Origin of the sequence: Lysobacter sp. K5869, assembly GCF_018847975.1 — a bacterium.
In the GTDB taxonomy this organism is placed as follows: Bacteria; Pseudomonadota; Gammaproteobacteria; order Xanthomonadales; family Xanthomonadaceae; genus Lysobacter.
This window is the reverse complement of sequence record NZ_CP072597.1, coordinates 468742-481631: the sequence shown is the minus strand read 5'-3', so window position 1 is coordinate 481631 and position 12890 is coordinate 468742. Positions and strand designations below refer to the sequence as shown.

At 58.1% G+C, this 12890-nt stretch carries 9 protein-coding genes and 1 tRNA gene; 5 read left to right on the top strand and 5 right to left on the bottom strand.

From position 1 onward, the window contains the following. Window positions 1-555: 555 nt before the first annotated feature. Window positions 556-1083 (bottom strand): hypothetical protein, encoded by a 528-nt coding sequence (locus tag J5226_RS02070; protein ID WP_215838209.1) that lies wholly within the window; start codon window positions 1081-1083, stop codon window positions 556-558. A 210-nt stretch (window positions 1084-1293) separates the two neighbouring features. Then, a tRNA-Ile gene (locus tag J5226_RS02065) sits at window positions 1294-1396 on the bottom strand. Window positions 1397-2332: 936 nt separating this feature from the next. Here J5226_RS02065 and J5226_RS02060 point away from each other — a divergent pair. Continuing rightward, window positions 2333-6850 (top strand): RHS repeat-associated core domain-containing protein, encoded by a 4518-nt coding sequence (locus J5226_RS02060; protein WP_215838208.1) that lies wholly within the window; start codon window positions 2333-2335, stop codon window positions 6848-6850. A gap of 4 nt (window positions 6851-6854) precedes the next feature. Beyond that, entirely contained in the window at window positions 6855-7418 is a 564-nt protein-coding gene (locus tag J5226_RS02055; RefSeq protein WP_215838207.1) for an Imm57 family immunity protein, read from the top strand. Window positions 7419-8631: 1213 nt separating this feature from the next. Here the strand turns inward: J5226_RS02055 and J5226_RS02045 are convergent. Further along, complete coding sequence (locus J5226_RS02045; protein WP_215838205.1) at window positions 8632-9303, bottom strand: hypothetical protein; 672 nt, start codon at window positions 9301-9303, stop codon at window positions 8632-8634. A 150-nt stretch (window positions 9304-9453) separates the two neighbouring features. Here J5226_RS02045 and J5226_RS02040 point away from each other — a divergent pair, with 150 nt between their 5' ends. The 3 genes from J5226_RS02040 to J5226_RS02030 are packed head-to-tail and all read left to right on the top strand — an operon-like array spanning window position 9454 to window position 11456. Beyond that, window positions 9454-9789: a hypothetical protein gene (locus tag J5226_RS02040; protein ID WP_215838204.1), complete on the top strand. Its 336-nt coding sequence runs from the start codon at window positions 9454-9456 to the stop codon at window positions 9787-9789. 22 nt (window positions 9790-9811) lie between these two features. Further along, complete coding sequence (locus J5226_RS02035; protein ID WP_215838203.1) at window positions 9812-10816, top strand: ImmA/IrrE family metallo-endopeptidase; 1005 nt, start codon at window positions 9812-9814, stop codon at window positions 10814-10816. Then, window positions 10809-11456 (top strand): hypothetical protein, encoded by a 648-nt coding sequence (locus J5226_RS02030; protein WP_215838202.1) that lies wholly within the window; start codon window positions 10809-10811, stop codon window positions 11454-11456. The genes J5226_RS02035 and J5226_RS02030 overlap by 8 nt, the downstream gene beginning before the upstream one ends. 1 nt (window position 11457) lies before the next feature. Here J5226_RS02030 and J5226_RS02025 read toward each other — a convergent pair whose 3' ends face one another. Both J5226_RS02025 and J5226_RS02020 read right to left on the bottom strand, forming a co-directional pair. After that, window positions 11458-12033, bottom strand: coding sequence for a hypothetical protein (locus J5226_RS02025; RefSeq protein WP_215838201.1), 576 nt, complete (start codon window positions 12031-12033; stop codon window positions 11458-11460). A 1-nt stretch (window position 12034) separates the two neighbouring features. Continuing rightward, window positions 12035-12865, bottom strand: a complete 831-nt coding sequence (locus J5226_RS02020) for a bis-aminopropyl spermidine synthase family protein (protein WP_215838200.1) — start codon at window positions 12863-12865, stop codon at window positions 12035-12037. Between the last annotated feature and the right edge of the window lie 25 nt (window positions 12866-12890).

The following is a 12890-nucleotide window of genomic DNA, read 5'->3' as shown; positions in this document are numbered from 1 at the left end:
CTTTGTTCTTTCAGCAGCATCAGCGAAAGCTCAATGAGCTTCTGGATGTTCGCGCCCCGGGGGCCGACTCTCGAGTTTCAGCCGCATTGAATTGCTTGGACGCGTTCCAGCGCCTCATGGAGAAGCAATCAGAAGACGAGTTGCTCATCCTGCCCGATGACAACCCATCCGTAAGACTGCGGGGGTTGGGGCACGAGATGATCATCTCGACGATGAAGTTCTGGCGGCAACAGATGGTCAGCCGTGCCCGTCCGGCCACGATCGACGAAACTTACAGTGCTTGGTTCGACCCATATGTCGAGTACCCGGAGCGCGTCCGAGGTTCGTGCCTCAACAGTGCGCTGCGCCGCGCATGGGACTTGGGATGGCGTCGAAGCTACTTCGTGTTCGCCGCTCAGGCGTTGGCGCCGCAGGGAGATCACGGCGCTGGCGATCCTTGGTGGGGGCAGATGCCAAAGCTAGGTCATGGACTTGGTGGCGGGAGCGACTTCGACGGGACCGCGGTGGAAACTAAGCCGCCTGGATCTGCAGTACGATGCGGCGTCGACGGGCCTGTTAGTCCATATGCTTGCGTGCCTCGAAGTCCCATGATGAGGCCGGACGCATGCGGAAAAAGTCCGTTTCCGCTAGGACGCTGAATGCTTCAGTGAACGGCGCATAGAGAAGGACGCGCCAGCCCTCGTTGGTGAGTTCCACGGCGTAGGGATGGTAGATTTCGCCGGCGTCGTCGACGCGATCGATACGGAGCAGTCGAGGCCGCGGATAGCTGCGTGTATCGTCAGAACACCGCGCCTTCATCATCGTGTGGGCTGCCGGATGGGGGTAGCCCGGATGCAGGGAGCGCTGGGTTTCTGCTTGCGTCTCCTGGATGGCATCTTCCTGGCTTTGGAGCACGGCCGCGATGTCCAGTTCGTCGAAGGTCACTTCCGGTACCGGATAGGGTGGACCCCAGGACCAGGCCGGGTGCAGTTCTGGTCGCAGCTCGATCGCCACAATCGAACGCTGGCCGACGTCGGTGCAGCGCCAACGCTGGCCTGTGCAGGTTTCAAACTCGGTCCCGATGGCAAAGTCGGTGTGCTTCATCGCAGTTCCCTGGACTTTCACTAAGCGGTGTTGTGGCTTCACGATCAAGAGATGCCCCCGTGTGCTTTGCCGACGAGACCGAACAGGTGCAGCGAACTCGAGCGTTTGAGGGACGCCCTTGCGATAGCTCGATCGCGCTACCTATCCATGGCGTTACGGCGGGGCGTGCTCGCCGCGAGCGTAACGTCAACTGGTGTGGTTCGCGGACGATGGTGCCCCTGGTCGGAATCGAACCGACGTCGACGCGCTTATCTGGCGCGTGCTCTCACCGGGGTATAAGGCCGGCGCTCTGACCAACATGAGCCACAGGGGCGTGATCGATCGTTGCGATCACGCCGGTATTCGAGGATTGAGGCAGTAGTGGTGGCTCATGGGCGTCTACGTTAACGAGGAGCAGGCAAGCGATCAAGCGCGCGATTAGGCTTTCTGTCGAACAGCCAAGCCCTAAGGCGAAAACACAAACGAAAGCTCGGTGCCGACACATCCTTCTTTTATGCACGCTGCATAAAATGTGCCGTCGGGTGGGCGGTCACCGATCCATGTCACACGATGACAAGTCAACTGGAACTGCGTTGGCGTGTCTTGAGTTCTGCTTGCGCAATCATCATCGCTGTCGAGCTGGCCGTTGCTGCGGGGGGTAAGACAAATCAAAAAGGTTTGCGGGTGCGCTGAGCGAGCTGCCTGAAGCACCGTCTGAAATCCGACGAGCGGTCTCACGTTCATGGTGTTTGTCAGTCAAAATTCGCTGGAGCAACGTCTCTCTGACTGTCACATGGATCCTGTGGCCTTGTCTCGCACTGACATGGAAGCGTCCTACCGTGCACATCGACCCATCTTTTTTTAACGGCCGCCTATCTCGAGACGGCTGAGCGCGTGCGTCTTCCGAACCGCCTCCCTAGGCACAGGCGTCCTGCCTGTGCTGTTGCACCGTGCCAAAAGGAGTTGTCTCGTGAATGCAAGATCAGGGCGCCTCTCAGCGCAAAGGCCAAGTTCCGACCAAAGCCCAACAGCGGCTCGACGGCGTCGTCGGGGATTTCTATTCGCCGCCGGGCTCGCCGCGCTCGTGTGGCTGTCGCTCGGATCCGCTTGGGCACAGAGCGAACCCAGCGGCCGAGACTGGAAGTATTACCAGAAGGTAGGGAGCCAGTGGTTCTATGAGGGCGTCTCCCCAACCAAGGGCCAAGCGCTGAGAGCTGCACAGAATCTGGGGGGGCTCAACCAGTACGCGACCGCGCTGCTCGGACGTGAGATGACCGAGACCGGCGTCGAGTTGACCTACGGCATCCCCAATGAGATCGGCCAGGTCAGGGACTGGAACGTATTCTCCGCCATATATACCGGTACATACGGCCTCCCCAATCAGCAGGCTCTGATCGACGCCGTCAAGGCCAAACTAGATCAGAAGAGCATCGCGGACGGATGCACACCCAGTACCACTGTTGCCCAGGACGGGACTTGGGGTACTTGGTACACCTGGTCCGATGGCGTCGCGTCGGCTGAACTTGTCCGTTACCGACTTAGCTCGATACGCAAGTCTTCGGGCCAGTGCCAGGTTTACAACGACACCGACACCTTTACCCGTGCACGGCCGCGCTGCTCTGCCGAGCACATGACCTGGGTCGATGGCAACGTATGCGTACCGACCAGCCAATGGCTCCTGAGGGTAGATGCCAATCCGCTCTACTGCGACAAATGCTCGCTCGTCGGCAACCCGATCGACTTCTCTACCGGCGACAAGTATCAAGCCGAAACCGACCTTGACCTCGGCTGGATCTCCTTCACCCGTTACTACCACTCCGCCGGTTCGGCCGCCACTAGCGGCTTCGGTGAGGGCTGGTCGCATTCCCACGATACCCGCTTGGCGTTGTCCACCGACTCGCCGCCATCGAATATCGGCCTGATTCAAGCGAACGGTTCAAACCTTCCGTTTCACAAGTTCGAGGGCTACTACGAAGCCGTCGACGGTAGCGGCGATCGCATCATCGCCTCCGGTTCGAATTGGCTATTGCATCGTGGCGATCGCACCTTGACCTTCAACGCCGATGGAATGCTGACCGAGGACCGCGGCGACGACGGCCTCGCGTTGACCTACGAGTACGACGTGGTGAAGCGGTTGGCGACGATCCGGCATTCGACCGGCCGCAGCCTGGTCTTGACCTACGACGGGCAGAGCGCGGTCGCGCCGGTGCACTCGCTGTCGGTCGGCGGACAGGTCAAGGCCGAATACACATACAACTCGAATGGGCAAGTGCAGACCGCTGTATATGTGGCTGGCGGCAAGCGCACATATCATTACGAGGATATCCGCTTTCCAACCCACCTTACCGGTATCAGCGACGATTTCGATCGCCGCTTCAGCACGTATGGATACGACGATCAAGGCCGAGGGGTCAGCAGCGTTCATGCCGGCGGAGTCGATTCGACGACCGTGGTTTACTCAAGCACTGGCGGTGCTTCCATCACCGATGCATTGGGGCATGTAACGACCTATGGCTTGGACGGCGCTGGCAGTACCGACAAGCCTCGAAAGGCTGGTGGCGTCGAGGACAACCGCGGCACGATCCAGCGCAGCTATTTCTCGGATAGCGTCGACTTCCGTCGCCGGCTGTCCAGTGTGACTGACTTGCGCGGCATCAGGACGGACTACGTCTACTCCGAGGCGAACGACACTATTACTGGCGCCTTGTCTCGCACGCTAACCATGACCGAAGCAGTTGGTACGGCTGACCAAAGGATCAGCACAGCGACCACCGATGTGGCCAGCAACCGGCCGCTCGTGTCCAGAGTCGGAAATCGCGAGACCCGTATCGCGCGCAATGCGCGTCTGCAGCCGATCAGCGTATCCGTGCGCGACACCGAGACCAACGAGGCACGGACCACGAGCTATTCCTACTGCGAAGCGGGCGACATCGCTGCCGCGAACAGTACCTGCCCGATCCTCGGCCTGCTCAAGTCGGTGGACGGCCCGCGCACGGACATCGCCGACGTCACCACCTTCGAGTATTACGGCAGCGACGATTCCACTTGCGTCGCCACCCCTGAGCTGTGCACCTATCGCAAAGGCGACTTGCGCAAAGCCACCGATGCGCTGGGGCATGTCACGCAGGTGCTAGGTTACGACCCCGACGGACACGCGATTTCAGTGCTGGACCCCAACGGCGTGGTGATCGATTCCACCTACAGCCCGCGCGGATGGCGCACCAAGACCAAGCTGCGTGGTTCCGATGACAGCACCGAACTGGATGATCGCATCACCACCGTAGACTATTTCCTCGGTGGGTTGGTTCATACCGTGACCACGCCGAGCGAAATGGTGACGTTCGACTACGACACGGCGCTTCGCCTGAATGGTATTTCCAGCGCCGGCGAATACATCGATTACACCTTAGACAACGCAGGCCACATCAAGAAGCAGGAAGTCCGTTCCGGCAGCGGTCTTTTGACCCAGACGATGTCGCAGGTCTTCAACGCATTAGGCCAGTTGGAGGTGGTAAAGGACTCCGCCCAGAATCCCACCAGTTATCTGTACGACAAAAGCGGCAATGCCAAGGAAGTCACCGATGCCTTGGGTCGTAAGGCCTTGCATAGCTACGACTCGTTTGATCGGCTAAGCGAGAGCCTGCAGAAAGTGACGCTCCGGCCCAATGACCCAATCGAGGACGTCAGGACCACGCTCAAGTACAACGCGCTTGACCAAGTGACCCAGGTCGTCGATCCCAACAACCTGACCACCGTCTACACGTATAACGGCTTCGGCGATCGTATTCGGCTCACCAGCCCCGACACCGGAATCACCGACTACACGTACAACGCCGCCGGCTTCATGGCGACGAAGAAAGACGGCAACGACGCCGTCGCACACCGTTATACCTACGATGCGTTGAACCGGCCAAAAGCGGTCTTCTACGCCACCAGTGGACCAGCCGACGTAGAGTACGATTACGATACGGTCAACACGGCCTGCGCCGCCGGCGAAACTTTCGCACTCGGCCGGGTCACGGCGATGCGCGCGAACGGTACAGAGCTGCAGTATTGCTACGACCGTTTCGGCCAAGTCGTACGTAAGGTACAGCGCGTGGGGGGGCAGTCTTTCACTCTGCGCTACGCGTACGACCGCGCGGGCCGGGTCAGCGTTGTTACCTATCCCGATGGTGCGGTGGCGGAATATTTCCGCGGTGCGTTTGGCCGCATCGCCGACATCCGGGTCACCCCGGCAGGCGGTGTCCGTACTCAGCTTCTGGGCAACGTCATCTACCAGCCGTTCGGCCCTTCGCTCGGCTGGACGTACGGCAACGGTCGCTACATCTCGCGGGACTACGATCTCGATTATCGGCCCAAGACGATTCTCGACAGTGCCAGCGGTGGGCTATCCCTGGGGTATATCTTCAATGAGGTCGGCGAGATCCAGGAGCTCAAGAACGGCCTGCTGAGCACCAGCCTGGCGAAGTACGACCACGACGAACTGGGACGGCTGACGAAGACTCTGTACGGAATCAGCCCGATAGAAACGTACACCTACGACAAGACCGGTAATCGCTTGAGCTTGACCGATGGCGGAGGCCAGCAGGTCTACGAATACGTCTCAGGCACCCGTCGGCTCGACAAGGTCGCGAACGTTGCCCGAAGCTACGATGCTGTGGGCAATACGGCTAGCATCGGCGGAGTCGCGCGTGAGTTCGCCTATGACGCCAACGGCCGGCTGAGCGAAGCGAAGCAGAACGGCATCGTTAAAGCCAGTTATCGCTACAACGCTCGCGGCGAACGAGTTTCTGTCTCAAATGCAGCCGGAGCGGTCGATACCTACACCTTGTACGACGAAACCGGCAACTGGATCGGCGATTACGATGCCACCGGCGCGGCCAAGCAGCAGGTCGTTTGGCTGGATAACGCTCCCGCCGGTCTACTCGTCGGCACTGGCGCAACGCAATCCCTGGTGTATGTGCAGACCGACCATCTTGGCACGCCCCGCGCGCTCATCGACCCAGTCCGTAACGTTGCCGTATGGAATTGGAGCGCCAAGAGCGAAGCCTTCGGCAGCAGCCCGCCGAATCAGGATCCCGACCTGGACGGCACCGAGTTCGTATTCGATATGCGCTTCCCGGGGCAGCGGTACGATGCGGCAACAGGACTGAGCTACAACTATTATCGGGACTATGACGCCGTTACCGGGCGTTACATTCAAAGCGACCCGATCGGGTTGGCTGGCGGTATCAGTACGTACGGTTACGCAAGTGCCGCCCCTTTGGAGTTCATGGATCCTCTCGGACTGGCGAACTGCACATTGATTTTCGCTCGCGGCGAAGGCCGCTTGCAATGCACGCCTGACAACCCCGGCAACGCCGCTGTCGATATTCCCGTCGCGTCTGGCAATAACGGCGGGGGGACGAACTGCAAAAACAACCCCGCTTGCGAGACCATTCGCAGGCGCGGTCCGATCCCAAGTGGCTGCTGGCGCTGGACCACTGAGTACACCTCAAAACCCAACGGGCGCGCGTTGGCTCCTTGTGAAGGGACGGACACACACGGGAGAACACTGATACGCTCTCACAGCTGCATCAATGCATTCGGGCCATCGAAGAACGCCCCTTTCTGTTCTGAGGGGTGTGTCACGGGGGCGGCCGCGGACATTAGATTGTTGAATGCTTTGATCGATGCTGAGCCTAACTCGACGCTTCAAGTGGGGCCTGTCGAGCAGCCTCAGCCTGCACCCAGCGGTCCCGATATGAGGCCACTCATAGTGTTGCTCTTAATGATGCAGAGGCGATGAGCGCATGAAAAATTTAACCTTGATGTGTGCATTTTTCCTGGCCATGCCCTTCGCTGTGGCGGCCAAGGGCGATAAGCAAGGGCCAGGCGGAAGCCCTGCAGCGCCGAGGGAGGTGCGCGAGATAAAAATGGCGGATCAGGCCGTGTTGGAGACGCTTGCGCTTTCGGTCAGCCCAAGCACCATGTATCGATGCTCAAAGAGCGCGGCTACCTGCTCTGGACCAAACAAGGCATCGCTTGGGCTCGCATTGTTGGCTGCCAGGAACTCCAAGGCCTCGCTCGAAGCCCTTGCTCAACTCGTTCGTTATCAGCTCGACGGCGAAATTTCTGAGGATTTCACTTGCCATATCTCGGAGAAGGGAAAGGCAGTGGCCCCGTACCTTATCAACCTCAATCCTGAGCGATTGCTTCGTCGTTGCGTTGATGACTTAGGAAAATTCAAGACGAACAGCGGGCTAGATATCCCTTCGGGCGAAGTTTGTTCGGATGTCAAAACCATCTCCGAGAAGAAGGGTGAGCTGATTGAGATGATTAATAGCAGATCGAAATGCGCTAACGAGGACTTCTGATGAGCCACATGAAGACATGAGCTCCAAGGTAAGCCGCCTTGAAGTTACGCTCCGTCAATAAGAAAGGGCCTCAAGTATGAGGCCCTTTCTTGTAACGCTGCTTATGGGCGTGAATCGCGCCGGTTTTTGTAGAGAGTCGTCAGTCGTTTAGTAGTCCGAGGTTCGCACATCCTGTTCGCAGGGATCGGAGAAAGCTGGACGCCGCAACATCTTACTTTGCACGTTGCATAAAACATGTCGCCGGACCGCGCGAACATTGAGCGACGCCACATGTTGACGAGTCAGCATGGTTCACGTTGGCGCATCGCATTCGGGAGGTCGTGATCATCATCGTGGCCGCGTTAGTGGTTCCAGCAGCTGATTTAGGCAGGTCAAGAAGAGATCACGACGGCGCTCCAGGTGGGCCAAAGCAGCTATAGTGGGCTTATGTCAGAACCTCACCGCCCGCTTGACCAGCAGGTCGCCCTGGACGCGATCAGTGCGGCATACGATCGCTACTTCGCTGACGTTCTTGGTGGCGCCAATGTCGGGAATCGCCTGCGGTCCATGCCTCAAAGGCCGGTTTCGCTAAACGGAGCAGTGGTTGTTGGGCAGCCCGATCTCACCGATCCGCGACTTCAGGTCCTCATCGACGAAGAGCTGGCATCGCGGACTGCCGGCTAAACGCGCGTGATGCCGCATCGCTTCTCTTTTATGAGCGCTGTATAGAACATACCGTCGAATCGTGCGGCGATCGAGCTAAGCCGCATGTTGACGAGGCAACTGGACCATCATCCTCGCTGCCGAGACGTAAGGATTTTTTGTAGACACTTGGCCGCAGCTTGTTGAAACGAACTTTGCACATCTTGGTCGCATTATGCACGGTGCATAAAACACGCCGCTAGGGCGAGTGAGTCGTGGGTCTACTCGTATCGACATCACGTTGCCGCTAGCGGCGATCATTATCGCCGCTAGCGCTAAAGGTTGATGTACGTCAATCAGCAGGATTGCTAAGGCAGCGTCACTTAGTCTGCGGGGATGCCGGCTCTGCCAAAACCCAACGGATCACAATGATCGCGATAACGGCACCGACTGTTTGAGAGAAGATGAAGGTTGGTACGTTTGCCAAGCGAGTCCACGAGAACGTCACAGTGAAAGCCCTCGTCAACGTCACAGATGGATTGGCGAATGTAGTGGATGCTGTAAACCAGCATGCCACGCCTTCCTGGGAGTGTCAGACGAATAGCGGTTTCTGCTCAGTGCGTGGCCACCGAGACTCTGTAGCAGCCTTTAGTGCCCTAATGCCGGTTTTCCATTCTCGTGGTTTACGAGATGCGCATACCGTTCGATACAGATCAAGGAACTTGCCAGTTAGGACGACGGGAATTGCTAGCCGAACGAATGCTTGATCGATCAGCTCCGCGCGGAACAGAACCGGGTAGGCTGCATCGCGCGAATCTGACGAGCGGTAGCGTACGACCGAGGTGACTTGCGAGGCGCCTACCGGGTTGGAGCTCACCAAATTGCGCACCGCCCGATGATCGATAGCCTGGTGGCTCGGCTGCCCGGTCAGTGGCTCCGACGAGCGGCAGATCAGCGCGTAGTGGCCACGCTTCTCCTCGCCAGCCCCTGAGTGCCCGCGGCTGGTGATTAGCATGTGCTCGGGCAGTGCCTCGATATGGCCATCGTCGCCGAAGTACCCAAGCCACATCATGATCGACACAGGCGCCGAATCGATCAGCTTCGGAGTCGCCTTCATGGGGGTGAACAGAGCCTCCAGGGTGGGGACTTGCTCAGCGAATTTTGCATGTTTGATGGCAGGGCCAACGGAATTGCCAATTCCCCATCCGAACACTCCCTCTCCGCATTCACGTTCCAAGTCCTTGCGGCGGATGATGTCGGCCAATGCTTGACCTGCCTCAGCCCCCATTTTCGTCCAGCAAAAAATAGGCGGGATTCCAGGGGCGGCCGCGACAGCGGCGCTCACATTGGGAGAGGGGAAGGTGTGTCCCATGGCGCTCTGGCGAGTTTGATCAGGGCGAAGTATAGTGTAAATATGCAAAATATGCAAAGAACTTGGCTGCTTGCTGACCAACTCCAGGCGGCGCTAAATAGCAGCCCGCTGTCGCATCGAGAGTTGGCCGAACGAGCTGGGGTCCAGTATTACGCAGTGCGCCGTATGCGAATAGAAGGCGTCAAGAATCGCAGTAGGAACGCCGTCGCCCTTTGCAACTTTTTTGGCATTTCTGAGGGCGGCTCGATCCTGACTCTATCTGCTGAAGATCTGAAGAAGGCCGTTCAGCAGGCATGGGACGGCTCTGAAGAACAAGGGCGTTTGCTCCTGGAGCTGATTCGTTCTGTAGGACAGTACAAGGTGGCGCCCAAGCTATAGGGACGAGGGAGGAGTCGCGACGGTGGAAAGTGCAGCCGAATTCAAAGCACGGTTGATTCGACGGACTGGCCTCAGTCCTGATGCCGTGGCCGCGGCTTGGCCGGAATGGTGGAGCAAGGACGCCGAATCCTCCGCCTCTGCCAACGCCGAGCTACGCTTTTCGCTAGCGCGTAAGCTTGGGTTGGATCCGCGATCGCTCTTAAATGGCGAGGATGAACCGCGATTCATCTGGGAGGATACCGCTCGATTCAAGGGGTTTACAGGGAACGGAAAGGGAGAACGATCAGCGATCGCTTCTTTCGGCACCGCATTATCACGAATGCTTCTAGAGGCGGTGCCGCCGAATCAGGGTCTGCAAGCGATGTCGGCAGCAGAGTTGCGGGCCGCCCTGCTTGCTAACGGTCCACACGTCGGACTTCGAGAACTGTTATCGTTTGCTTGGGCATTCGGCATACCCGTCATCCATCTACGTGTCTATCCGCTGAGCGCCAAACGCATGAGTGCGATGAGCATCCGCGTCGGTGATCGTTACGCGATCATGCTGGCGCGAGATGCGGTGTACCCCGCCCCTGTAGCCTTTTATCTCGCTCATGAGCTTGGTCACATCCTGCTCGGGCACCTCGCTGCAGGTACGGCCATAGTGGATATGGAACTGCTACAGGATGCGGTGGCTGAAAAAGATGCTGAGGAAGTGGAAGCTGACGCATTCGCGCTGGAATTGTTGACTGGGCGACCCAGGCCTGAGTTAGTTGTCCAGGGGGAGGGGCGAGGAGCGCGGCAACTTGCAAGAGAAGCGATGCGCGTCGGTTCAATAGAGCATATCGAGCCGGGTACCGTTGCTATGGCCTTCGGTCATTCGACCGGCGCTTGGCCAACAGCTATGTCTTCCCTCACCCATATCTATGATCGGGCGATCGACGTCTGGCGTGTGGTCAATCAGCTCGCCACTAGGCAGTTGGTCTGGAGGGAGCTGCAGGATGAATCGCAGAGCTTCTTGCGTGCTGTGATGGGAGGCGCGCATGGCTAACGCGGCGGTCGACAACGACATAATCCTTAAGGGGGTCTCGTATGGCTTCCTCAACGAGCTGCTAGCTTCGATACCCAATGCGCCACACCAATGCGGAATTCTGGGGTCGGCGAAGTACGTCCTACGCAAGGCGCTCCAGAAGAGACCGCCCAGTCGCTTTAGCGCCGCGAAAGAAGAGCTTGAAGCGGCGCTTGCGCTGCTTGAGATCCTTGAGCCGACGGAACAGGAGGCGGCGCTGGCTGCGCAGCTAGAGTTTCAGGCGCAGCAACTGGCGATACCGATGCACGTGGGTGAATGTCAGCTTGTCTCTATGCTGGTGACCCGCGATCTCCACCATGTTTTAACGGGGGATCGAAAAGCCATTATGGCTTTGGCTTCTATCGTTTCGCCCGCAGGAATTAGCGCGCAAAACTTGTCCGCACGCTTTATATGCTTCGAACAAGCGGTGCGCCATTTGGTGAACTCCCAGGGGGCGGTCGAAGTTAGGGCGGCCATATGCGCGGAACGCGAAGTGGACCTCGCGATGCGCATCTGCTTCAGTTGTGCTTCACCGGAAGTCGGTGAGGCGTCATGGCTTGCGGGTTTGGACAGCCATATCGAAGAGCTGCGTGCAGCTTCCGGGGACTTGCTGGCTGCCTAGTTTACTTATTACGGAGAAAAACCGCGTAAGGCTCTCTTAGCGTGGCGACTAGACCGATTGGCGTGGAGTACTCATCTGGAGCCAGCGGCACGTCCACATCCTGTCCAAGTTGCAGGCAAGCCTTGTCTACGCGCCCGGAAATATACGTGTTCCCAGCTTTGCCCAAGCTTGGGCCCCAAGCCACTTTGGAACGAGCCAAAGATAGGGAAAGATCGGCCTCCTTCAGATCCTTGATCACGAGCGCGAAACGCGAACCGCGGACTTCGATCATGTCGGGCACCGGGACCCATTTCTGGCCGTCAATCGAATACTCCTCTGCTCTGCCTTCGGCCCAGTGGTTCGACGCCATCTTTTGCATGACCAGATGAATCGGTGCAGCGTTGTCCACGGCGTGCTTGGCGAACGGCTGAACCATATTGGTGGGGTGACATGTATTCCCGCCGTAGCCCCAAAAGGCCATGCCCGTGTCATCAATCTCCTTGAGTTTTCTCTCGATGATGCTCTCCAACGGCTCTTTCGCATGAATGCCGACCTTCATGAAGAGCACGTGTGCTCCGGGTTGAATAATCGAGCTCATCTCATACCTCCATGGGTTCGATGGCGTATTCCTCGTCATGCGCCTTGCCATAGTCCACGCGTTTTCGTTCGCGCACGTATCTAATGGTCAGCGGCTGGCCCTGTCCATAGAAGTTGTCCAGTCGCTCCTTCTCGAGTCCCTTGCTCACGACGGACGGTCGTTCCATCGGGAGAGCTTTAAAGAATAGATTGCATGAGCGCAGGTTTGGGTTGTCGTCCAAATGGTAAAGATGCATCTTCGAATGCATCTTCTGAACAAACTGGTCCCTTTCGAGTGCGAATTTCTGGACCTGAGCCAGTACATGCTGTGGCCATTCAAGCTCATGATCGTCCGCGATAACGACCAGGCCCTCGCCGCTGTTGCCGGTCGCTTCAAATCCTCGTTCCATGAAGACCTTAACGCTCTCTCCTGCGTTGCTCGCGCCCCATGGTGGATTAGTATAAAAGCAGTCGAACTGCCCGATCATGTCTTCTGGGAACGCATCGGCGCAGTTGTACAAGCGTGATTCTAAGTTGGTCATCTGCTCGTGGTCAGCTATGCGAGTGATCGCGCCGCAGATTCGCTCGTCGAAGTCGAATACGGTGATGTGAGATGGACCTTCATCAAATATTTCCCTGGCTTTTAGCAATGCCACGCAGACACTGATTGCATCGCCATCGCCGATAAACGCAAGTCGCTTGTCCTTTGCCCAACGAGCTACCAGTTCGCTCTGCATGACCATGTCGCCAGTCTTCATGTAGATCTGGTCGAATTCGCGCAGCGGGCGTGGACGGTTCTGAACCACGTCGGATACAGCATTGATCGCGTCTTTCAGGTTGATCTCACGTGCCATAGTGTGGCTCCTGCGATGCGTGGAT

Coding starts and splice junctions, on each gene's coding strand:
- J5226_RS02070 (WP_215838209.1), bottom strand. CDS start 1,083: ATGAAGCACACCGACTTTGCCATCGGGACCGAGTTTGAAACCTGCACA.
- J5226_RS02060 (WP_215838208.1), top strand. CDS start 2,333: ATGACCGAGACCGGCGTCGAGTTGACCTACGGCATCCCCAATGAGATC.
- J5226_RS02055 (WP_215838207.1), top strand. CDS start 6,855: ATGAAAAATTTAACCTTGATGTGTGCATTTTTCCTGGCCATGCCCTTC.
- J5226_RS02040 (WP_215838204.1), top strand. CDS start 9,454: ATGCAAAATATGCAAAGAACTTGGCTGCTTGCTGACCAACTCCAGGCG.
- J5226_RS02030 (WP_215838202.1), top strand. CDS start 10,809: ATGGCTAACGCGGCGGTCGACAACGACATAATCCTTAAGGGGGTCTCG.
- J5226_RS02025 (WP_215838201.1), bottom strand. CDS start 12,033: ATGAGCTCGATTATTCAACCCGGAGCACACGTGCTCTTCATGAAGGTC.
- J5226_RS02020 (WP_215838200.1), bottom strand. CDS start 12,865: ATGGCACGTGAGATCAACCTGAAAGACGCGATCAATGCTGTATCCGAC.